Genomic DNA, 22,613 nt, shown 5'->3' with positions numbered 1-22,613 from the left:
CAATCCGAAGATTGACGCTGCACTTGCATCAAATGCCCACACTTATCGACTGTTAATTGTTAAAGAACTGTATTCGGTGCTACTTTCGCGCTATCGACAAAGCGTTGTGTTTGTCAGCTGCGAAGAAGGAAGAGTATGAAGCATTTCACTACATCCGTCAACTCCTTCTTTTCCTGCTCATCGCCGTTTCCGGTGATCCTCAAGTGCCGCATTTGACTGCGTCTCATTGGGGAGGCGAACTATAGCAAAGCGCCCCAGCGGAAGCAAGGCTTTTCCGGGGCTTTTGCGGCCAACTGCTACAATTTCGCCCCCTCCGCGCCAAACGGCGCTTGTCTATATATAGAACCATAGAAGATTCACCATGAAACAACAAGCTCAAGGATCAGGCCTGACCCTGAAACGAGCTGGCTTTACCACTGGCTTCGGCGTGCTCGCCGCCACCCTCGGTTCCGCAGTCGGTCTCGGCAATATCTGGAAGTTCCCCTATCTGACAGGCGCCAATGGCGGCGCCGGCTTCCTGCTCATCTATCTGCTCGCCACCTTATTGGTAGGCCTGCCCGTGATGATCGCGGAAATCACCCTGGGGCGCCGCGCCAAAGTCAATCCCATCTCCACCATGGAACAGCTGGCACCGAAGGGCAAGCCCTGGTGGCTGGTCGGCTTTATCGGCATGGTCGCCGCCTTCCTGATCGTCGCGTTTTATTCGGAAGTCGTGGGCTGGGTATTTGCGTACATCGCCAAGGCCATCGACGGCTCCATCTTGAGCAGCGACAAACTGGTGACGGAAGCGGCCTTCGCCTCGCTGATCAGCAATCCTTTGCAATCGCTGTTCTGGCAATGGGGCGTGCTGCTGTTTATCGGCGGCATATTGATGCTGGGCGTGACCAAGGGCATCGAGGCGATCGCCAAGAAGCTGATGCCGCTGCTGTTCCTGCTGCTGCTGTTGCTGTGCGCGGTGAGCCTGTCGCTCGATAAGGCGGGCGAAGGCCTGGCGTTTCTGTTCCGTCCTGATTTTTCCAAGCTGACGGCTTCCGTCGTGCTGACGGCCATGGGCCTGGCTTTCTTCAAGCTATCCGTCGGCATGGGTACGATGATGACCTACGGCAGCTATTTCCGCGATGACCAGAATATCCCCGTCACGACTTTACGCGTGATGGCGGCCGACCTCGGCGTATCGATGCTGGCCGGCATCGCCATCTTCCCCGCCGTGTTCACGTTTGGTTTCGCCCCCAGCGCGGGACCGTCGCTGGTGTTCATCACGATTCCGGCCGTGTTTTCGCAAATTCCCATGGGACAAGTGCTGATGGTGGTGTTCTTCATCCTGGCCGCCGTGGCTGCCACGGGGGCGATGCTGTCGCTGATGGAAGTGCCCGTGGTGATTTTCCATGAACGCTTCGGCTGGACGCGCACCAAGTCCACCATCGTGACCATGCTGCTGCTGGCCGTGCTCGGTTCCGTGTGCGCGCTGAGTAACAGCACCCTGGCGGACTTCAAGCTATTCAATTTGAATATGTTTGATTTGTTCGACTTCGTCTCGTCGAATATCTTCCTGCCCGTGGGTGGCATCGCGATTGCCTTGTTTACAGGCTGGGCCTGGGGCAAGCAGCATTTCATCGAGGCGATCAGCAATCATGGCCAGTTGCAAAATCAAACTCTGGCGCACGTGCTGCTGTTCCTGCTGCGCTTTGTCTCGCCCGTGCTGATCCTGATCGTGATGCTGAAGGGATTAAAGGTCTTCTAATCAGAGTACCCGGGTGTAGGTCTGGCGCACCAGCACCCGGTCGCCGCAATCGAAATGCCACCATTCGCTGTTGATGCCAAAAAAGCCCGCCTGGAACATGGCGTCGCGCAACAAGCGGCGGTGCGCCACTTGCTCCTCGGTAATTTCCCCCTTTTCCAGCAACACCAGTTCCAGCGCAGGATGCGAGCGCTCACTCAGATCATCAAAACCCGTGCCCATGTCCAATTCCCGGCCGTCCGGGCCGACGATGGTGATGTCGAGCGCCATGCCGAACGAGTGGATGGAACCGCGTGACGGCTCGGCGATGTAGCCCAGTAACTCCGTTCCCTGCAGCGCATCCCACAATTGCTGCTGCACCCGCTGCGGGCGCAGGGCGTCGAGCACCAATAAATGATGATCAGGGCGATGCACGGCCAGCCAAGCCACGGCTTTTTCCAGCGCAGCGGCGGCGTCGCGATGCAGCCAGGCGCAATCGATGGGGCTGTATAGGTCGCGGCCAACGAAATTGTCGGGCGTGGCATAGCGCAAGTCGACGGCGATGCCGGCGATGCTGCTCAGATGGCGAAATTGCGGATCGCTGCCGACCGCTTCCAATTGCAAACTTGCAACAGACATCAGACTCCTCTTTCCAGGCAGTTGCGCGCCGCCACGCCAATGCTGTCGGCCAGGCGCCGCGCGCCATGCGACAGCGGCGAGTGGCTCGCCGTCAATAAATATAGTTGGATCGGTATCGTGGGCGCCCAGGGACGGCGCTGCAGCCGCTCGGGCGAGCCGGACGCGGCCGTAAACGGGTCGACCACGGCCATGCCGGCGCCCGCTTCCACCAGGGAACGGGCGATTTGATAGGTCTGCACCACGGTACTGAAGACGGGGTGGATATCCTGCGCCTCGCAGGCGGCCACCACCAGTTCGCCCAGCGGATCGTTGTCCGCATGGCCGATCAGCTCGCCGTTCAGGCCATGCGCCGTCAAAGGCGTGCCGCAATCGGCCGCATGCCAGGTGCCGGACGGGGCGATGACCGTCATGACACCCTGCGCAATGGGCTCGGCCACGATGCCCGGATGGCGCGGGTCTTGCAGCGATACGGCCAGGTCGGCTTCACCGAGGCGCAGGGTATTGACGATCTCGCCCGTGTGGTGGGTAGCCAGTTGGCAACGCGTGTGAGGAAAGTCGCGCCGCCACTCCGTCATGGCAAACGGCAAGACGCTGATGGCAAGCGTCGGCGTGGACACCAAACGGATGGTTTCCACCGCGTGGCCCTTCAGGCTGGCCGCCAGACGGCGGATGCCCAATAAATCGCGGTTGAGCTTTTCCGTCTCGACAAACAAACGGTGCGCCTCGGGCTTCGGGTACAGCTTGCCCCGCACGCGCTCGAACAGCGGCATGCCCAGTTGCAACTCGCAATGCTGCAAGACCTTGGTCACAGCCGGCTGCGAGATATGCAGGACCTGGGCGGCGCCGCTGATGGTGCCAACTTGCATGATGGCGTGAAACACTTCGATATGACGCAGCCGCATGAGCTATTCCTTTACCTTGCCGTGGCCGCCTGGGCCGTAATGTTCAGCATATAAGAAAAAGTCATGGGCTGGAACGGCCATGCTACTTTGTTGCAACAGCTGTGGCCGGCGTCGTCAGCACTTCCAGCAGGGCTGCCGTCTCGCCGTCGGGCATGCCGTCAAAGCGCGTATTGCGGTACTTCATCTGGAAGGCGATCAGCACATTGCGCGTCGCTTCATCGAATATGCCCGTATTTGGCGTCGCATAGCCGTGCTGGGCCAGCTTTTTCTGGAACCAGACGGCGTCCGGCACTTGCTGCTCAAAAATGAGGCGCTGCGCGGCCACGCGGTTGGCATTGGGCCAGACGATCAGGCCCGCATCGGCCAGCTGGCGCCATGGAAACAGCGGACCCGGGTCCTGCTTGCGCTGCGGGGCGATTTCGTTGTGGCCCAGGATATTTTCCGGCGCGATGTTGTAGCGGGCCTGGATATCTTTCAACAGCGGAATCAGTTCATCGACCTGTGCCTGGGGGAAGGGATACCAGAGGCGGCCTTCCGGCGTGTCCTTGTAGCCAGGGTTGACGATCTCGATGCCGATCGAGCTGACATTCAACTGTGTATAAGTCTTCCAGTTACTCACACCCGCGTGATTGGCCTGGCGCGATTCGTCGACCAGCACGTAAAACTTCGGCTTATCCGTGTCCGTCAGCAAATAATGGCTGCTGACTACTTGTTCCGTCAGGATCTTGATCGAGCGGGGCAGGTCGCTGACCGTGTAATGGATGACGATGAATTTCACGCGCGGGCTCTGGCTGCGCGCCGTCAAGCTATGGTCGAGGTGCGGCGCGGGCGTGGTACACGCGGAAAGCAGTGCCACCAGCAGGGCGAGGGCGATTTTTTTCATGAAAGATCCGTGTTCGGGTTAATAAAATAGTCAGTTCTTGCCAGTGCGTTGGCTCGCCGTCCTGGCCGCCAGCTTGGCCGCGGCCTCATGCGAACGGGCAACTTTTTGCTCCATCATCAACGATACAGGCAAAGCGGCGCGCATGGCAGCCGCGATGGCCGGGTGCAATTGCGCCGCACGCCCGGCCAGCACCACGGGACGGGGGCCGTAGCGCGCCGTCAGCGCCAGCGCCAATCGCGCCAGTTCCTGTCCCGCGCGCTGCAAAATGTCCAGCGCCAGCGGGTCGGCATCCGCACTGGCGGCCACGGCCAGCGCCAGCCGGCCGATGGCGCCCCGGTCCTGGCCATACATGAAGGCGCGCGACAGCGACCAGTCGCTGCCGCCCAGTTGCGCAAACACGGCTTCGGCCATAGGCGAACTGTGCCAGCTGCCGGGCGCCTCGTCTTCGCGGCGCCAGATGTGGCGCAAGGCTTCGCGCGCGATCCAGTAGCCGCCGCCGCCATCGTCGAGCAGCACGCCGCGCCCGCCCGCGCGGTGAAAGCCGCCATCCACATCAATCCAGGCGGCGATCGAACCCGTGCCAGCGTAGACCAGATAACCTTCGCCAGGTTCAAAACTGTCGCGATAGGCGATTTCAATGTCGTTGCCCAGGCTGACGTCAGCGGCATCCAGCGCCAGCAGGCTGGCCAAGGTTTGCGCCAGCACAACATCATCGCCGCCAAAACCCGTCAAGCCCGCCACCACGGCACGCGGTTGGCCAACGGCCAGCACGGCCTGGCACAGCCGGGCAAACGTGGCGTGCACGGCGGCGCGGCCCGCATCGCTGCCCATTTGCAAGGCAGACAAGCCTTCGACGGCCCCGTCGGCCACGATGGCGCCGTCGGCGGTGGCCAAGGCCCAGCGCGTCTGCGTGCCGCCCGCGTCGATGCCCAGCCCGAGCACGGCAGTATCAGTATTGGTTGCAGGGAAGGAAATCATGGCATGAGTGTAAAGCCAAGCGAAGCTTGCAGGCATGAAAGCTTGCGCATGTTTCATGCCTGCAGGTTATGGACTAGCGGTGAACGTTCAACAATTACTTGGCGGGGGCCGTAAACGGTGCCCGCACGGTGACGCGAGGGCTTTCATTGCCGAGGCGGTCCACGGCGCTGACCACCACCGCATTGACTTTACCGATGGCATCGTCGACCAGGGTCAGTTCAGCCTGCACGCCAGTGACCACGGTGAAGCGCCAGTCTTCGCCATAGCGGGCCCAGACGGCGTATTGCGCCACGGGTTTGCCGCCGCCCGACGTCAATTTGATGTTCAGGCTGGTGGAATCGCGGCGCAAGGCCAGCACGGGCGTGCCCGGTGCTTCCTTGCCCAGCCATGGCGTGGCGGGGATCAGGGCAGGGCTTTGATACACGCTCGCCTTGAGTTGCTCGCTGACACCTTTGCGGTTCTGCATCAGGGGCACCATGCTGAAATGCACTTGGCCATTCGCGCCGGGGCGCGTGCGCGTCACTTCGATCTGCTTGATGATCTCTTGCGGCGTGAAGGACTTGGCGGAATTGTCGATGCGGCTCGTATATAAACCGGGCCACACGTGGCGGCCATACGAATTTTGCGCGAGCCAGTAGTCGAGCAGCACGCCAAACGCTTGCGGCGCCTGCGCCACGGGCCAGTACAGCTGCGGCGACAGGTAGTCGAGCCAGCCCTTGGCCAGCCATAGTTCCGCATCCGCATACAATTTATCGTACTGGCTGAAGCCGACGATGCCGGCAGGGCGGCGGTCGGGACGGCCTATGCCGAACGGGCTGATGCCGAAACGCACCCAGCTCTTTTCGCGGTGGATGCCGGTATATAAAGCTTCGATCAGCTGGTTGACGTTCTGGCGGCGCCAGGAAGCGCGGTCGAGATCGCCGCCGGCCAGCAGATATTGCTGCCAGGAAGGCTCATCGGGGAAGGGCAGTTCGCGCTTGGCGCCGCCATTGCCCGCGTCCAGCGCGGCCGTCTCGGCTCCCGCACCGGCGCCAGGCGCGTCGATCGGGTATGGATAAAAGTAATCGTCGATGTGCACGCCATCGATATCGTAGCGGCGCACCACGTCCAGCACCACGTCCGTCGTGTGCTTCGAAGCGGCCGCATCGCCCGGGTCCATCCACAGGTAGCGGCCGTATTGCTTGACGGACGCGGGGTTGGTGGACGCGAAACTGTCGCGCGCCAGCGGCGACTTGGCCGTCGCGTGACGGGCCCGGTACGGGTTGAACCAGGCGTGCAATTCCAGGCCGCGCGCATGCGCCTGCGCCACCCAGAAGGCCAGCGGGTCATACATGGGCAATGGCGGCTGGCCTTGCTTGCCCGTCAGATATTCCGACCATGGCTCCAGTTGCGAGGGGTAAATCGTATCGGCGCTGGGACGCACCTGCAGCACGATCGCGTTCAGATTCAAGGACTTGGCGCGGTCGAGGATGGCGATCGCTTCGGCTTGCTGCTTGGCGACAGGCAAATTGCTGCGGCTGGGCCAGTCGATATTGGCGACCGTCGAGACCCAGGCGGCACGGAACTCGCGCGGCGCCGGCGGCGGCACTTCGCCCGTGATGTGCTGCACGGGCGGCACGGCCGGCAAGCCCGCTTCGCCTGGCGTCACTGCGGACGGCATTCTGGTGCTGGTACAGCTGCTGAGCAATGTGGCGGTGGCCAAGGCGGCCAGCACGCCGGCCGTGGCGCCCAGGCGTTTTTTGAAAGTAGACAACAAAACAATTCCTTGCAGTGGTAAAGCGCAGGTCTATCGGTGCGGGCATTTTACTGTGCGCCCGCCATCCATGCGGGCGCACGGTTCAAAAGAATCAGGCCTCGGCCTTCTTGCCGAATTCAGGATCGATCTTGACCAGCGCGGCCATGATGAAAGCGGGAATCGTGGCGATGCAGACCCAGATGAAGAAGTGCTGGTAGCCGAGCATTTGCTGGATCCAGCCGCTGGCCATGCCCGGCAACATCATGCCCAGAGCCATGAAGCCCGTGCAAATGGCGTAATGGGCCGTTTTATGCGCGCCATCGGAGACCATGATCATGTACAACATGTACGAGGCGAAACCGAAGCCATAACCGAATTGCTCCAACGCAATGCCCCCCGCGATCACATAAATGTTGCTGGGCAAGGCGCTGGCCAGGTAGACAAACACCAGGTCGGGCAAGTGGACGGACAGCACCATGATCCACAAACAGCGTTTCAAGCCGAAGCGGGAAATGATGAAGCCGCCCAGCAAGCCACCGAGGGTCAGGGCGATCACGCCGATAGTGCCGTAGACGAGGCCCACCTGTTCCGTGCTCAGGCCCAGGCCGCCCTTGGCGACGGGGTCGAGCAGGAAGGGCGCGGCCAATTTGAGCAGTTGCGCTTCGCCGAGGCGGAACAGCAGCAAGAAGCCGAGGATGACGACAATATCCTTCTTCCGGAAAAACGCGGCAAAGGTGGCGATGAACTCCTGCAGCGGGGAAATACCGGCGCCCTGGATGCTGGGACGGTCCTCCTTGGGTTTCGGCAAGACAAAATAGTGGTAGAGGAAGAGGGCGATGAACAGGCCCGCCAGAATCGCGAACACGACGGACCAGGCCAGCTGCACATTGCCCGTCGCATGCGTCAGATAGCCGGCAAGAAATACCAGGCCGCCCTGGCCGGCGATCATCGCCAGGCGGTAAAACGTGCTGCGCACGCCGACGAAGGCCGCCTGCTGGTGCTCTTCCAGGCCCAGCATATAAAAGCCGTCGGCGGCGATATCATGCGTGGCGGAACTGAAGGCCATCAGCCAGAAGATGGCCAAACTGATCTGGAAAAAGTGCGGCAAGGACGTCGTCAGGGCCACCAGCGCCAGCGCGGCGCCGATCACCAGCTGCAAGCCGACGATCCAGAAACGCTTGGTGCGGTACATATCGATGAAAGGCGACCACAGCGGTTTGATGACCCATGGCAAGTACAACCAGCTCGTGTACAGCGCGATATCGGTATTACTGAAACCGTAGTTCTTGTACATGATCACGGACAAGGTCATGACCACTACATAGGGGATACCCTGGCCGAAATACAGGGAAGGGATCCACAGCCACGGATTATTTTTACGCGCCGGGGCGGGTTGTTTCACTAGCTCCATACATCCTTCTTGGTCTCCCAGACAGAAGAATGCCGCGCCATCGGATCACGCCGCCAGTGCCGCCCGCACACTGCCGCCCGCGCCGGCCAACAATGCCTGTGCCTGGTTTGTATTGATTTTTTTGATCAAGGCAACAATCGCCACCTTGACGTGATAGTGGCATTGCTCCAGCACGGTCCTGGCCTGCACCTCGCTGGCGCCGGTGGCATGCATGGTCAGACGCACGGCCCGCCAGATCAGCTTGGCGTTGGTCGGCTTCAAGTCTACCATCAAGTTTCCGTAAGTTTTGTGCAAACCGACCATCAGGGCGCTGGAAATCGTGTTCAGGGTGATTTTTTGCGCCGTACCCGCTTTCAGACGCGTGCTGCCGGAAATGACTTCCGTGCCCGTGTCGAGCACGATGCCGCATTGCGCCTCGTGCGCCACGGGGGCGTCCACATTGTTGGCAATGCCGATCGTCAAGGCGCCCGCCTTGCGCGCGGCCAGCAGGGCGCCCAGCACATACGGCGTGGCGCCGGAGGCGGCCAGCAGGATCACGACATCATTTTCTTGCGGCAACAGGGCCAGCACATCGCGCTCGCCTTGCTGTACATCATCTTCCGCCCCTTCGACGGCCGTGAACATGGCGCCCGCGCCGCCGGCCAGGATGGCGACGGCCCGCTCGGGCGGCCAGGAAAACGTGGGCGTCAATTCAACGCTGTCGAGCACGCCCAGACGTCCCGACGTACCGGCGCCCACGTACAGCAAGCGGCCGCCGGCAGCGATGCGGGGCAGGGCGGCCGTGATGGCGGCCCCGATTTGCGGCGAGGCCAGCCGCACGGCTTCGACGGCCCAGAACTGGTCGTCGACCAGCGCCGCCACCAGTTGCTCCACCGGATACAGGTCCAGATCCGGATGCCGCCGGCTCGGGGTTTCAGTTTTCAACATGATTTCAGAACATGGTTGAAGGTGAAACCAGTTTAATACCAACGAGCAAGATCAGCCATGAAAGGATGGCGGGCGGGCATAACGGGAGTTTATGGGTGCACGCGGATCGTGGCGGCCGCCTTATTACGGCGCGCGGCGCATCTCGGCCACGAAGTCGTAATGGTCGCTGCGGCAATACGAATGCGTCAGTTCCACCGCCTCGCCCGTTTCCAGGTAGGCGATGCGCGTGATGAACAGCACGGCCTGGCCATCGGGGATGCCCAGTTGCTCGGCCAGCACGTCCGTCGCATTCATGGCGCGGATGTGCTGCAAGGCGCGCACGGGGGCCTTCTTGATGCTGCTCAAGTATTCATACAGCGAGTCGCCCACGGCGGCCGGGTCCGGCACGACGCTGAAGGGCAGCACGCTCACTTCATACGCCATCACCACGTCGTCAGCCAGGCGCAGGCGCTCGAGGCGCGCCACTTTCGTGTTCTGCGCCAGGCCCAGGCTCAGCTGCTCGTCGCTGCTGGCGATGACGACTTCGCGCTTGAGCCAGCGCGAGCCGGGACGGTAACCGCGCTGCTGCAGCTGCTCGGAAAAGCTCGACAAATTCGACAGCGGCTGCTCAATGCGCGGGGCAATATAGTTGCCCGAACCGCGGCGGCGCACGACGAGACCTTGCTCGACGAGCTGGTCGATGGCCTTGCGGGCAGTCACGCGCGATACGTCGAGCAGTTCGGACAGGGTACGTTCAGATGGCAGGGCCTGGTCTACCTGGTAACGGCCGTTGCGTACGTCATCGCTCAGCTTGCGGGCGATCTGCATATATAAAGGCGAATTGTCATTTAAATCGACCTTGAGTTCTACGCTGGTCTGGCTCATACAGTTCTCCTTGTCCTCCTAGTGTAATAGCGATGGCGCTTGTGCGTATCCCGTCCACCCATGAATAAATGGAAAATGACCATAAATAACGGTTATACATTTAAAAAAACGATGTTTTACCGTACGTATAGCTTTGCATTATAGATAAATAAGCAATTTTCATTAGCCTGGGAAACGATCCCGCCCTATGCTGGCGATGCCTCCACCACATCGCGAAACAGGGAAACATGCATAATAAAATGACGGGTTTGCTGGGCTTGCTGCTGCTGGGCACAACCTGGAGCGCGCTGGCCGCGCCGCCCGGCAGCGGCAAGGACCAGCAGCCTGCGCTCGATGCAGCCCTGTCCGCCATCGTCGACGATGCTGCCCACCCGTTGGCCAGCCTGTCCGTGCTGGCCATCCGTAATGGTAAGGTGTCGTATCAGCAACAATTTGGCTACCGGCACATCGGCGCCACGCCGGCTGACAGCTTGCCCGTCACGCCGGACACCCTGTTCCGCATCGCTTCCGTATCGAAGATGATGACGACCCTGGGCCTGATGCGCTTGCTCGAGCAGGGCAAGCTGAGCCTGGACCAGGACGTGGGCATTTATTTAGGCTTTTCCCTGCGCAACCCGCACTTTCCCCAGCGGCCCGTGACCTTGCGCAGCCTGCTCAGTCACACTTCCTCGCTGCGCGACGCGGGCGGCTACTCGTGGGGACCGGAACGCAGCCTGCGTGACGTGTTTACGGCCGGCGGCGACGTGATGTGGGATTCCAGCGCGGCACCCGGCCGCTACTTTACGTATTCCAACCTGAACTGGGGTGTGATCGGCACCGTGATGGAGCAAGTCACGGGCGAGCGCTTCGACTTGCTGATGCGGCGCCTGCTGCTCGATCCCCTGCAGTTGCGCGGCGGCTACCATCCGGCGGCATTCTCTCAGGCAGAGCTGGCGGACACGGCCACCCTGTACCGCAAGCGCACGCTGGAGACGGAAGAGTGGCGGCCGCACGGCCCCTGGATCGCGCAAGCCGACGATTTTGACCAGCATCCGCCTGCCGGCATCGCGCGTTATGTGATCGGCAGCAACGCCACCGTCTTTAGTCCCACGGGCGGCTTGCGCATCTCCGCCGCGGGACTGGGCAAGATCATGCGGATGCTGCTCGACGGTGGCCGCCATGAGGGCAAACAACTATTGCAGCCAGCCAGCATCGCCTTGATGTTTGGCCGGCAATGGCAGCTGGCGCAGGACAGCAGCAATGGCAACAGCGAACGGGGCTTGTACCGTGCCTGGGGCCTGGGCAACCAGCAGTTCGATGCCGTGGCGGGGCAGGGCAACGGCTTGGTCGAGGGCGCCAGCTTCTCCGCCGTGGGCCACCTGGGCGACGCGTATGGCCTCGTCTCCGCCTTCGTGCTCGATTTCAAGCACAAGAATGGCATGGTGATGCTGGTGGGCGGTACGGGCAGCGATCCCGAGCGTTATCCGGGCGCGTATTCCGCCATGGGGCGCAGCGAGGAATTGATACTCACCACCTTGTACCGTGGTGCGATTGACAATAATGAATAATTTGCACAAAAACAGTGCATTCCTGAAAGTTATGGCTGCACCATGATGTTTCATTGGCTCCCGTGATGGCCAGCCTCTAAGCTCTCATCGAATGCTCCCGCACCATGGGAGCGCAACGCAGCGAGGCAACATGCAGCAACACGTCATCATCATCGGCGGCGGCGTCGTCGGTCTGACATCGGCCTGGTGGCTGGCCGAGGCCGGCTACAAGGTCACGGTACTCGAACGCAATGAACAGGTGGCGATCGCCGCCAGCTACCGCAATGGCGGCCAACTCAGCTATCGCTATGTGGCACCGCTGGCGGACGCGGGCGTGCCCTTCAAAGCCCTGCAATGGCTGCTGCAGAAAGACGGTCCGCTGCGCTTCCGTCCCGAAGCGGACTGGCGCCAATGGCGCTGGCTGGCCAGTTTCCTGCGCAATTGCAATGCAGCCAGCAATGCCCGCACGACGGCCAAGCTGCTGCAGCTGGGGGAATGGAGCCGCGCTGGCATGGCGCAGCTGGAACTGACGGTGCCGCCCGAGGCGTATGCCTGGCGCGATGCGGGCAAACTCATCGTCTACCGCTCGCCCGCCATCTTCCAGCGGGCCGTGGCGCGGCCCGAATCGGAAGAGGCGCGCATCGTCTTGTCGCCGCTTGAAGCCGTACAACGCGAACCGGCGCTGGCCGCCTTGCAGGGCGCGCTGGCGGGCGGCATCTTTACCGAGGGCGAGGCGGTGGCCGATTGCCACGCGTTTTGCCTGGCACTGGAAGCGCGATTGCTGCAGCACCCGAATTGTTCACTCCTGTTAAAAGGCGAGGCGCGCCGTCTCCTCACGCACAAGGGCAGGATCACGGGCGTCGACACCAGCCTGGGCCTGTTGCAGGCAGATCACTATGTGCTGGCGGCCGGCATCCAGAGCCGTGACCTGGCCGCCACGGCCGGCATCTACCTGCCCCTGTATCCGCTGAAAGGCTACAGCCTGACGGCGCCCATCCGCGCGCAGCACCGGGCGCCCGAGATCAGCATCACGGATTTCGAGCGCAAGGTGCTGTATGCGCGCATAGGCGGCGACCTGCGCGTGGCCGCCATGGTCGACATGGTGGGCGCCGACAACAGCATCGACTGGAACCGCATCGCCGGCCTGACGCGGCTGGCGCGCGAAGCCATGCCGCACGGCGCCGATTACGACCAGGCCACGGCCTGGGCCGGCCTGCGCCCCGCCACGCCGAACAGCGCGCCGCTGGTGGGCGCCAGCAAAGTGGGCAACCTGTGGCTCAACGTGGGTCATGGCCCGCTGGGCTTTACCTTTGCCGCCGGCACGGCGCGCATCCTCGCCGATCTCATGGCCGGCAAGGCGCCGCCGTTCGCGCTGGACTTCCTCAGCCCGAAACAATAGCCGGCCAGGGCGGCGCGCACGCGCCGCTGCCGATATGGCGGATAATTGCGGAACTTTCCTGTTCCCTGTCTGCCAACGCATGTCCACACCCTCGAAATTGTCCGCCTGCCCCTGCGGCGGCGCCTCCTACGCCAGTTGCTGCGGCCCGTATATCGCGGGCGACGCCTTGCCGCCCACGGCCGAAGCCCTGATGCGTTCGCGCTACACGGCGTTTACCTTGCGCGACGAAGCGTATCTGCGCGCCACCTGGCACGCCAGCACCCGTCCGGCCGACGCCTTATTTGCCGAAGAAGAAAAAGTCCACTGGCTGGGACTTGAGGTAAAATCTGCTTTACGTTTACGTCAACGTAAAGCAGAATCAGCAGATCAAGCCGAAGAGATACACCGCGATACCGTCGAATTCGTGGCCCGCTACAAGGTCAACGGCCGCGCGCACCGCCTGCATGAGGTAAGCCGCTTCGTGCGCGAGGCGGGCGAGGGCGGTGGTGCCCTGCGCTGGTTTTATCTCGACGGCAGTTTTCCCGAATAGCGCGACCCGAGAGACCGGGCGATAATAAAAAGGAACCGCAATGCCGCACATCGAAAGCAAACTCAATCCGCGCAGTGAAGATTTCAAGGCCAATGCCGCGGCCATGCAAGCCATCGTCGACGATCTGCGCGACAAGGTCGAGAAAATCGCGGCCAGCGGCGGCGAGGCGGCAGCCGCCAAGCACCTGGCGCGCGGAAAACTGCTGCCGCGCGACAGAGTCCAGATGCTGCTCGATCCCGGCACACCCTTCCTCGAGTTTTCCCAGATGGCGGCCTACGCCATGTACCAGGACGCCAAGGGCGTCGATGCGGCCCCTAGCGCCGGCATCATCACGGGCATCGGCCGCGTCTCGGGCCAGGAATGCGTCATCGTGTGTAACGACGCTACCGTCAAGGGCGGCACCTACTACCCGATGACGGTGAAAAAGCATTTGCGCGCCCAGGAAATCGCCGACCAGAACAACCTGCCGTGCATCTACCTGGTCGATTCGGGCGGTGCCAACCTGCCGAACCAGGACGACGTCTTCCCCGACCGCGACCATTTCGGCCGCATTTTCTATAACCAGGCGAATTTGTCCGCCAAGGGCATCCCGCAAATCGCCGTCGTGATGGGTTCTTGCACGGCGGGCGGCGCCTACGTGCCGGCCATGAGCGACGAATCGATCATCGTCAAGGAGCAGGGCACGATCTTCCTCGGCGGCCCGCCGCTGGTGAAGGCTGCCACCGGCGAAGTGGTGACGGCGGAAGACCTGGGCGGCGGCGACGTGCATACGCGCCTGTCCGGCGTGGTCGACCACCTGGCGCAGAACGATTTGCACGCGCTGTCGCTGGCGCGCACCATCGTCTCGAACCTGAACCGTACAAAACCGCAGCAGATGGCGCTGCGCGAGTCCGTCGAACCGAAATACCCGACGCAGGAACTGTATGGCGTGATCCCCGTCGATACGCGCAAACCGTTCGACGTGCGCGAGGTGATCGCGCGCATCGTCGACGGCAGCGATTTCGATGAATTCAAGGCCCGCTACGGCACCACCCTGATCTGCGGCTTTGCGCACATCTATGGCGTCAAAGTCGGCATCATCGCCAATAACGGCATCTTGTTCTCCGAATCGGCGCTGAAAGGCACGCATTTCATCGAATTGTGCTGCCAGCGCAAGATCCCGCTCGTCTTCCTGCAAAACATCACGGGCTTCATGGTGGGCCGCAAGTACGAAAACGAGGGCATCGCCCGCAATGGCGCCAAGATGGTCACCGCCGTGGCGACGGCGGCCGTGCCGAAATTCACGGTGATCATCGGCGGCAGCTTCGGCGCCGGCAACTACGGCATGTGCGGCCGCGCGTTCTCTCCCCGTTTCATGTGGATGTGGCCCAATGCGCGCATTTCCGTCATGGGCGGCGACCAGGCGGCCTCCGTGCTGGCGACCGTCAAGCGCGACGGCATCGAAGGCAAGGGCGGGCAGTGGAGCGCAGACGAGGAAGCGGCCTTCAAGCAGCCGATCAAGGAGCAGTACGAGCACCAGGGCCACCCGTATTACGCCACCGCGCGCCTGTGGGACGACGGCGTGATCGACCCGGCCGACACCCGCATGGTGCTGGGCCTGGGCCTGTCGGCCGCCCTGAACGCGGAAATCCCGGACACGAAGTTCGGCGTATTCCGCATGTAAGCGGCACTCAGGGAGAAGAGAATGGAATTTGAAACCTTAAAGCTGGTCATCGAGGGCAATGTCGCCACCGTGACCCTGAACCGCCCGGACGTGCGCAATGCCTTCAACGAGACGACGATCGCCGAACTGGCGCGCGCCTTCGAGGGGCTGGGGCGCAGCGACATGGTGCGCGCCATCGTGCTGGCCGCGAACGGCGCGGCCTTTTGCGCCGGTGCGGACCTGAACTGGATGAAGAAGATGGCCGGCTACACGCATGCCGAAAACCAGGCCGACGCGCTGCAGCTGGCGCAGATGCTGCGCACGATTTACCTGTGCCCGAAACCCGTGGTGGCGAAGATCCAGGGCGACTGCTATGCGGGCGGCATGGGCCTCGTCGCCGCATGCGATATCATTCTGGTTGCGGAAGACGTGCATTTCTGCCTGAGCGAAGTGCGGCTGGGATTGATCCCGGCCACTATTTCACCGTATGTCATCAAGGCCATGGGCGAAAACGCGGCACGCCGCTATTTCCTGACGGCGGAGCGATTCTCCGCCCAGGAAGCGCTACGCATCGGCTTTGCCCACGAGGTAGTCGAGGCAAGCGCGCTGGACGCGAAAACCGCCGAGGTACTGAAAGCCCTGACGGGCAACAGCCCGCACGCCGTGGCGCAAGCGAAAACGCTGGTGCGCGAGATCGTTGGCCAACCCGTCGATGACGCGCTGCTGGCGGACACCGCCGAGCGCATCGCGCAGATCCGCGCCTCGGAGCAGGGACGCGAAGGCGTGCAATCGTTCCTCGACAAGCGCAAGCCGGGTTGGCTCATGGGCTAGTTAATAGTCCAAAGCTCATGGACTAAGAATATCATTGGAGCAGTTTTGAAAGCAGAAAAACAATCGGGCTGGGTCGAACGCAGTCTGCGCAGCGTGTGGCATCCGTGCACGCAAATGCAGCACCACGAGACGGTTCCGCTCATCCCCGTCAGCCATGGCCGTGGCGCCTGGCTGTATGACCACGAGGGCCGACGCTACCTGGACGCCATCAGCTCCTGGTGGGTGAACCTGTTCGGCCACGCGAATCCGCGCATCAATGCGGAACTCAAGGATCAACTGGACCGCCTGGAACACGCGATGCTGGCCGGTTTTACGCATGAACCGGTGATCGAACTGTCGGAAAAGCTCTCCGCGCTCACCAATGGCGTGCTCGGTCACAGTTTTTACGCGTCCGATGGCGCATCGGCCGTGGAAATCGCCCTGAAAATGAGCTTTCACGCGTGGCGCAACAGCGGCAAGGGTGAAAAACAGGAATTCGTCTGCCTGAAGGGCAGCTACCACGGCGAAACCATCGGCGCGCTGGCCGTCACCGACGTCGCCCTGTTCAAGGATGCCTACGGCCCCTTGCTGCGCGCATCAACGACGGTGATGTCGCCCGACTTCCGCCAGGCGGCAGACAACGAATCGGCGCAGGACGTGGCGCGCCGCGCCGCGGCCGACGTGGAACGGCTGTTCCAGGAAAAGTCCGAAAGAATCGCCGCCATCATCATCGAGCCGCTGGTGCAGTGCGCCACCGGCATGGCCATGCACGACCCGCTGTACCTGTCGCTCGTGCGCGCCCTGTGCGACCGTTATCAGGTCCATCTGATCCTCGACGAAATCGCCGTCGGCTGCGGGCGCACGGGCACGTTCTTTGCGTGCGAGCAGGCTGGCATCTGGCCCGATTTCGTCTGCCTGTCGAAGGGCATCAGCGGCGGCTATTTACCGCTGTCCCTCGTGATGACGCGCGAAGATATTTATCAAGCGTTCTACAGCACCGACGTGCGCCGCGGTTTTTTGCATTCGCACTCGTACACGGGCAACCCGCTGGCCTGCCGCGCGGCGCTGGCGACCCTGTCGATTTTCGAGGAAGACGACGTGCTGGCGGCCAATCAAAAACGCGCCGCCAGGATTACGCGCGCCCTGGCGCCGCTGGCGCAGCACGAGCGCGTAAAACACTTCCGCCAGCAGGGCATGATCTGGGCGTTTGACGCCGTCGATGCGGCGCCCGATTTTTCGCGCCGCTTCTTCAGCACGGCACTGGAACACGAACTGCTGATGCGCCCCATCGGCTCCACCGTCTACCTGATGCCGCCGTACATCCTCGACGACGCCGAAATCGCGGGCCTGGGCCAGCAGACGCTGGCCGTCTTCAACAAAGTGATCGGAGCCTGAGATGGAACTGCTCACACGCTTGAAGCAGCAGTTGCAGGGGCTGGAAGAGCGCAGCCTGATCCGCCGCCGCCGCACCGTCGACACGCCGTGCGCGCCGCGCCTGACGGTCGATGGCCGCGACATGCTGGCCTTTTGCAGCAATGATTACCTGGGCCTGGCCGCGCATCCGCGCATCGTCGATGCCCTGAAAGAGGGCGCCGACCTGTATGGCGCCGGCAGCGGCGCGTCGCACCTGATCAGTGGCCACAGCCGCGCCCACGCACAGCTGGAAGAGCGCCTGGCCGCGTTTGTCGGCGCCAACCTGGAACAGGCGCGCGCGTTGTATTTCTGTACCGGCTACATGGCCAATTTAGCCGTGCTGACGGCCCTGGCGGCCGGTGATGCCGAAGCCGAGATCTTCTCGGAAGCGCTGAACCACGCTTCGCTGATCGACGGCACGCGTTTGTCCCGCGTCAAGACGCGCGTGTATCCGCATGCGGATCTCGACGCCTTGGCGGCCCTGCTGGCGGAAAGCAAAGCCAAAACGAAAATCGTCGTCACCGACAGCGTCTTCAGCATGGATGGCGACCTGGCGCCGCTGCCCGCGCTGCTGGCCCTGTGCGAACAATATGGCGCCTGGCTGGTGGTCGACGACGCGCACGGCTTCGGCGCGCTGGGCGAGAATGGCCGCGGCGCGCTGGAATACTTCGACCTGCATTCGCCGTATCTGGTCTACGTGGGCACCCTGGGCAAATCGGCCGGCGTGGGCGGCGCCTTCGTTTGCGCGCATGAGGCCGTGATCGAGACGCTGATCCAGAAGGCGCGCCCCTACATCTTCACCACGGCAGCCGCGCCCGCGCTTGCGCATGCGCTGCTGGCCAGCCTGGACATCATCGCCGGTGAAGAAGGAAAACAACGCCGGATGCACCTGGCGGCGCTGGTGGCGCAATGGAACGAGGGCTTGCAGCTGCAGCGCTGGCAAGCCTTGCCGTCGCTCTCCGCCATCCAGCCCGTCATCATCGGCGACAATGCGGACATGCTGGCCGTCGCCGCGAATCTGTACCAGCAAGGCCTGTGGGTCGGCGCCATCCGCCCGCCCACGGTCCCTGCCGGCACGGCGCGCCTGCGCGTGACCCTGTCGGCCGGCCATACGGCGCAGGAAGTGGCGCAATTGATCAACGCAGTCAACACCCTGGAAAGGACTCGCCATGAGCCTTGATGACCCTATCGTGGCCGAGGTGCTGGCGGACCTGGCGCCGGCCGTGCAGCCGGCGCCGGCCACCATCGGCCTGCCCTCGCGCTTTGCCTGTTTCGTCACCGGCACCGACACGGAAATCGGCAAGACCCTGACCTCGTCAGCCCTGCTGCACGCGCTGGTGGCGCGCGGCGTGCGCGCCTGCGGCATGAAGCCCGTGGCCGCCGGCGCCGAGATGCGCGACGGCGAGCTGCATAATGAAGACGCCGACAGCCTGATCGCCGCCGGCAACGTCACCATGCTGCGCAGCCTGACCACGCCCTACATGCTGAAGGAACCGGCCGCGCCGCACATCGCCGCCGCGCTGGAAGGCGTGAGCATCGAGTCCGTACCCATCCTGGCCGCCTACCTGGAAATCGCCGCCGCCTCGGACGCGGTCGTGGTCGAAGGCGTGGGCGGATTCCGCGTGCCGCTGTCGCCAGGTTTCGACTCGGCCGACCTGGCGCAGCAGCTCGACCTGCCCGTGATCCTCGTGGTCGGCATGCGTCTGGGCTGCATCAGCCAGGCCTTGCTGACGGTGGAAGCCATCGAGGCGCGCGGCCTGACGGTGATCGGCTGGGTCGCCAACACCTTGGAAGTGGAAATGCGCTTCCTCGACGAAAATATCGATGCGCTGATCGAGCGCATCCCGGCGCCGCTGCTGGGCAGGGTGCCGCGCCTGGCGCAACCCACGGCGGAAGCGGCGGCGGCGTATCTCGATTTCACCGGCTTGCCCAACTGGCCGGCGCAGCATCCCAACACTTAAACGCATTCAAAAATAGAAACGAAGGAATCACATGTCTCACGTCCAAGAAGCAGCAAAAACCGTCGAACTGCACCGCCCAGCGGCGCGCATCACCGTGCCGGAAGCGGCCACCTGGCCCGTCGCCGACGTGCTGGCCCTGTTCGACCTGCCATTCAATGACTTGATGTTCAAGGCCCAGCAAACCCACCGCGTCAACTTCCCCGACGGCGACGTGGAACTGGCGACCCTGTTGTCGATCAAGACCGGCGGCTGCGAGGAAGACTGCGGCTACTGCCCGCAGGCGGCCCGCTACGACACGGGCGTCGAAGCGAAGAAAATCCTCGACATCGACACGGTGCTCGACGCGGCCCGCCAGGCGAAAGCCAACGGCGCCACGCGCTTCTGCATGGGCGCCGCCTGGCGCGGCCCGAAGGATCGCGACATGGACAAAGTCGAAGAGATGGTCAGCAAAGTGAAAGCGCTGGGCCTGGAAACCTGCGCCACCCTGGGCATGCTGGAAGAAGGACAAGCGGACCGCCTGAAAAACGCGGGCCTGGACTTCTACAACCATAACCTCGATACGGCGCCCGAGTTCTACGACAACGTCATCTCGACGCGCGAATACCAGGACCGCCTCGATACCTTGGGCCGCGTGCGCGAAGCTGGCTTGAAAGTGTGCTGCGGCGGCATCGTCGGCATGGGCGAGACGCGTCTGCAGCGCGCGGGCCTGATCGCTCAGCTGGCGAACCTGAATCCGTATCCGGAATCGGTGCCCGTCAACCACCTGGTGCAGGTGGAAGGCACGCCTTTGTTCGGCCTGGAAGCGCTGGACCCGTTCGAATTCGTGCGCACGATCGCCGTGGCCCGCATCACCATGCCGAAAGCGCGCGTGCGTCTGTCGGCCGGCCGCCGCCAGATGGGCGAAGCCGTGCAGGCGATGTGCTTCCTGGCCGGCGCCAACTCCATCTTCTACGGCGACAAGCTGCTCACCACCGACAACCCGGAAGCGGAAGACGACCGCGTCTTGTTGAATAAACTGGGCTTGCAGACGCGCGGCGCCATGTTGGAATCGGTACAGAAAGAGAAGTGCGGCTGCTGATCCAGCCCTGTCGGGTTACGCCGTGCCGGCTAACCCGACCTACGAATACCGCCTCACCAATGCGTAGGTCGGCTTAGCGCAAAGCGCGTAAGCCGACACGCCAGCACACAACGTCCATGACAAGAGACAGCTGCCCCTTTTTGAGAGAATAGAGAGAGACCATGTTCACTAAAATCCTGATCGCCAACCGCGGCGAAATCGCTTGCCGTGTCGCCGCTACCGCGCGCCGCATGGGCATCCAGACCGTCGCCGTGTATTCGGAAGCGGACGCCAACGCCAAGCACGTCGCCGTCTGCGACGAAGCGGTGCTGATCGGCCCCGCGCCGGCCAAGGAAAGCTATCTGTGCGGCGACAAGATCATCGCCGTGGCGCTGGCCACTGGCGCCCAGGCGATCCACCCCGGCTACGGCTTTTTGTCCGAGAACGCCGACTTCGCCGACGCCTGCCACGCGGCGGGCCTGGTCTTCATCGGCCCGCCGGCGTCCGCCATGCGCGCCATGGGCTCGAAGTCGGCCGCCAAGTCGCTGATGGAGAAAGCCAATGTGCCGCTGGTGCCCGGCTACCACGGCGAGAATCAGGATGCGGACTTCTTGCACGACCAGGCCGACAAGATCGGCTATCCCGTGCTGCTGAAGGCTTCGGCCGGCGGCGGCGGCAAGGGCATGCGCGTCATCGAGCACTCCGTCGACTTCAAGGCCGCGCTGGCTTCGTGCAAGCGCGAAGCGATCAGCTCTTTCGGCGACGACAAGGTGCTGGCCGAAAAATACCTGTCGCGTCCGCGGCATATCGAAATCCAGGTGTTCGCCGACACGCTCGGCAACTGCATCTACCTGTTCGAGCGCGATTGCTCGGTGCAGCGCCGTCACCAGAAGGTGCTGGAAGAAGCGCCGGCGCCGGGCATGCCGGCTGACCGCCGCGCGGCCATGGGCGAGGCGGCCGTCGCCGCCGCCAAGGCCGTCGGCTACGTGGGTGCGGGCACGGTGGAATTCATCGCCAACCAGGATGGCTCGTTCTACTTCATGGAGATGAACACGCGCCTGCAGGTGGAACATCCGGTAACGGAAATGATCACCGGCACGGACCTGGTGGAATGGCAGCTGCGCGTCGCCTTTGGCGAGCCGCTGCCGAAAAAACAGAATGAATTGACGATCCACGGCCACGCCATCGAGGCGCGCATCTACGCGGAAAACCCGGAAAAGGGCTTTTTGCCATCGATCGGCACCCTGCGCCACATGCAGTCGCCATCGGCCGTGACGTTCGAACTGGGCGGCACCGTGGTGCCGGCGTCCGTGCGCATCGATTCGGGCGTGCGCGAAGGCGACGCCATCTCGCCGTTCTACGACCCGATGATCGCCAAGCTGATCGTCTGGGGCGCGGACCGCCGCGAAGCGCTGGCGCGCATGGCGCAGGCGCTGTCCGACTACCAGATCGTGGGCCTGGCCAGCAATATCGCCTTCCTGAAGCGCCTGGTCGAAGGCCAGGCATTCAGCTCGGCCGATCTCGATACGGGTTTGATCGAGCGCAATCAGGCGTCGCTGTTCCCCGCCCTGCAGCCGGCACCCGACACGGCCCTGGCGCTGGCATCCGTCGCCCTGCTGCTGGAAGAAAAAACGGCCGCCGAAGCGCAGTCGGCCAACCGCGCCGACCCGTGGGGCAACGCCCTAGGTTGGCGCTTGAACAGCACTCTGGGGCGCAGCCTGTCGTTCGCCGATGAATTCGCACTGGCCAGCGACGACAAAACCTATGCCGCGCGCATCGCCTACAAGACCGATGGCTGGCTGTTCAACGGCCAGCCCCTGAGCTTGACGGCGCGCACAGGCAACGAGCTGCACATCAAGCTGGGAGAGCGTGCCGTGCATGGCACGGTGCTGCGCGACGGCGAGCAGTTCCACGTATTCACCGGCGGCTTGCACACCACCCTGCACTACAGCGACCCGATGGCGCATGCGGGCGAGGTGGAAGCGGAGGGCGGCCGCCTGACGGCGCCCATGCCGGGCAAGGTCGTCGCCGTGCTGGTGAACAAAGGGCAGGACGTCAGGAAGGGCGAACCGCTGGTCATCATGGAAGCGATGAAGATGGAGCACACGATCGCCGCGCCGCACGACGGCCTGGTGGAAGACGTGCTGTATTCGGTCGGCGACCAGGTGGCCGATGGCGCGCCGCTGCTGGCCTTCAAGGCTGCCGCATAAAGGTAAGCAC

At 63.1% G+C, this 22,613-nt stretch carries 19 protein-coding genes; 11 read left to right on the top strand and 8 right to left on the bottom strand.

Annotated elements, in window-relative coordinates:
• Window positions 1-361: 361 nt before the first annotated feature.
• The gene (locus AC1RBA_RS14650; RefSeq protein ID WP_070223147.1) at window positions 362-1,741 is read left to right on the top strand and encodes a sodium-dependent transporter; all 1,380 of its coding nucleotides are present in this window, start codon (window positions 362-364) and stop codon (window positions 1,739-1,741) included.
• On the opposite strand, the gene AC1RBA_RS14645 is transcribed toward AC1RBA_RS14650, so the two are convergent.
• The 8 genes from AC1RBA_RS14645 to AC1RBA_RS14610 all read right to left on the bottom strand — a co-directional run bounded on the left by AC1RBA_RS14645 (window position 1,742) and on the right by AC1RBA_RS14610 (window position 10,056).
• Window positions 1,742-2,356, bottom strand: a complete 615-nt coding sequence (locus AC1RBA_RS14645; protein WP_492418788.1) for a M15 family metallopeptidase — start codon at window positions 2,354-2,356, stop codon at window positions 1,742-1,744.
• Entirely contained in the window at window positions 2,356-3,258 is a 903-nt protein-coding gene (locus AC1RBA_RS14640) for a LysR family transcriptional regulator (RefSeq protein ID WP_070223151.1), read from the bottom strand. The genes AC1RBA_RS14645 and AC1RBA_RS14640 overlap by 1 nt, the downstream gene beginning before the upstream one ends.
• Window positions 3,259-3,340: 82 nt before the next feature.
• A complete protein-coding gene (locus AC1RBA_RS14635; RefSeq protein WP_230504495.1) occupies window positions 3,341-4,141 on the bottom strand; it encodes an N-acetylmuramoyl-L-alanine amidase in 801 nt (266 codons plus the stop codon).
• A 30-nt stretch (window positions 4,142-4,171) separates the two neighbouring features.
• Window positions 4,172-5,119, bottom strand: coding sequence for a BadF/BadG/BcrA/BcrD ATPase family protein (locus tag AC1RBA_RS14630; protein WP_492418786.1), 948 nt, complete (start codon window positions 5,117-5,119; stop codon window positions 4,172-4,174).
• A gap of 94 nt (window positions 5,120-5,213) precedes the next feature.
• Complete coding sequence (locus AC1RBA_RS14625; protein ID WP_492418784.1) at window positions 5,214-6,875, bottom strand: glycoside hydrolase family 10-like protein; 1,662 nt, start codon at window positions 6,873-6,875, stop codon at window positions 5,214-5,216.
• 91 nt (window positions 6,876-6,966) lie between these two features.
• On the bottom strand, window positions 6,967-8,265 hold the full coding sequence (locus tag AC1RBA_RS14620) for an MFS transporter (RefSeq protein WP_492418782.1): 1,299 nt from the start codon (window positions 8,263-8,265) through the stop codon (window positions 6,967-6,969).
• Window positions 8,266-8,310: 45 nt separating this feature from the next.
• The gene (locus tag AC1RBA_RS14615; protein ID WP_230504487.1) at window positions 8,311-9,192 is read right to left on the bottom strand and encodes an N-acetylmuramic acid 6-phosphate etherase; all 882 of its coding nucleotides are present in this window, start codon (window positions 9,190-9,192) and stop codon (window positions 8,311-8,313) included.
• A gap of 123 nt (window positions 9,193-9,315) precedes the next feature.
• Window positions 9,316-10,056 (bottom strand): GntR family transcriptional regulator, encoded by a 741-nt coding sequence (locus tag AC1RBA_RS14610; RefSeq protein WP_070223163.1) that lies wholly within the window; start codon window positions 10,054-10,056, stop codon window positions 9,316-9,318.
• A gap of 227 nt (window positions 10,057-10,283) precedes the next feature.
• Between AC1RBA_RS14610 and AC1RBA_RS14605 the strand changes: the two genes are divergently transcribed.
• The 10 genes from AC1RBA_RS14605 to AC1RBA_RS14560 all read left to right on the top strand — a co-directional run bounded on the left by AC1RBA_RS14605 (window position 10,284) and on the right by AC1RBA_RS14560 (window position 22,603).
• Window positions 10,284-11,603 carry a serine hydrolase domain-containing protein gene (locus AC1RBA_RS14605; protein WP_492418779.1) on the top strand — a complete coding sequence of 440 codons (1,320 nt, stop codon included), beginning with the start codon at window positions 10,284-10,286 and terminating at the stop codon, window positions 11,601-11,603.
• A gap of 91 nt (window positions 11,604-11,694) precedes the next feature.
• Entirely contained in the window at window positions 11,695-12,981 is a 1,287-nt protein-coding gene (locus AC1RBA_RS14600) for a D-amino acid dehydrogenase (RefSeq protein WP_492418778.1), read from the top strand.
• Between the two features lie 79 nt (window positions 12,982-13,060).
• The gene (locus tag AC1RBA_RS14595) at window positions 13,061-13,510 is read left to right on the top strand and encodes a YchJ family protein (protein ID WP_070312649.1); all 450 of its coding nucleotides are present in this window, start codon (window positions 13,061-13,063) and stop codon (window positions 13,508-13,510) included.
• Window positions 13,511-13,550: 40 nt separating this feature from the next.
• Window positions 13,551-15,173: a carboxyl transferase domain-containing protein gene (locus tag AC1RBA_RS14590; RefSeq protein WP_492418777.1), complete on the top strand. Its 1,623-nt coding sequence runs from the start codon at window positions 13,551-13,553 to the stop codon at window positions 15,171-15,173.
• Between the two features lie 21 nt (window positions 15,174-15,194).
• A complete protein-coding gene (locus AC1RBA_RS14585) occupies window positions 15,195-15,983 on the top strand; it encodes an enoyl-CoA hydratase/isomerase family protein (protein ID WP_070223170.1) in 789 nt (262 codons plus the stop codon).
• Between the two features lie 45 nt (window positions 15,984-16,028).
• Window positions 16,029-17,357, top strand: a complete 1,329-nt coding sequence (gene bioA / locus AC1RBA_RS14580) for an adenosylmethionine--8-amino-7-oxononanoate transaminase (RefSeq protein WP_492418775.1) — start codon at window positions 16,029-16,031, stop codon at window positions 17,355-17,357.
• Window position 17,358: 1 nt separating this feature from the next.
• Entirely contained in the window at window positions 17,359-18,555 is a 1,197-nt protein-coding gene (gene bioF, locus AC1RBA_RS14575) for an 8-amino-7-oxononanoate synthase (RefSeq protein ID WP_492418773.1), read from the top strand.
• Window positions 18,545-19,336 (top strand): dethiobiotin synthase, encoded by a 792-nt coding sequence (gene bioD, locus AC1RBA_RS14570; protein ID WP_070288974.1) that lies wholly within the window; start codon window positions 18,545-18,547, stop codon window positions 19,334-19,336. The genes bioF and bioD overlap by 11 nt, the downstream gene beginning before the upstream one ends.
• Window positions 19,337-19,367: 31 nt before the next feature.
• Window positions 19,368-20,414, top strand: a complete 1,047-nt coding sequence (gene bioB, locus AC1RBA_RS14565; RefSeq protein ID WP_070223174.1) for a biotin synthase BioB — start codon at window positions 19,368-19,370, stop codon at window positions 20,412-20,414.
• A 161-nt stretch (window positions 20,415-20,575) separates the two neighbouring features.
• The gene (locus AC1RBA_RS14560; protein ID WP_492418770.1) at window positions 20,576-22,603 is read left to right on the top strand and encodes an acetyl/propionyl/methylcrotonyl-CoA carboxylase subunit alpha; all 2,028 of its coding nucleotides are present in this window, start codon (window positions 20,576-20,578) and stop codon (window positions 22,601-22,603) included.
• Window positions 22,604-22,613 lie beyond the last annotated feature (10 nt).

This window comes from Janthinobacterium sp. GW823-FHT03B06 (assembly GCF_058796955.1).
Note: the sequence above shows the minus strand (reverse complement) of the source record. Positions and strands in the feature narration are given on the sequence as shown.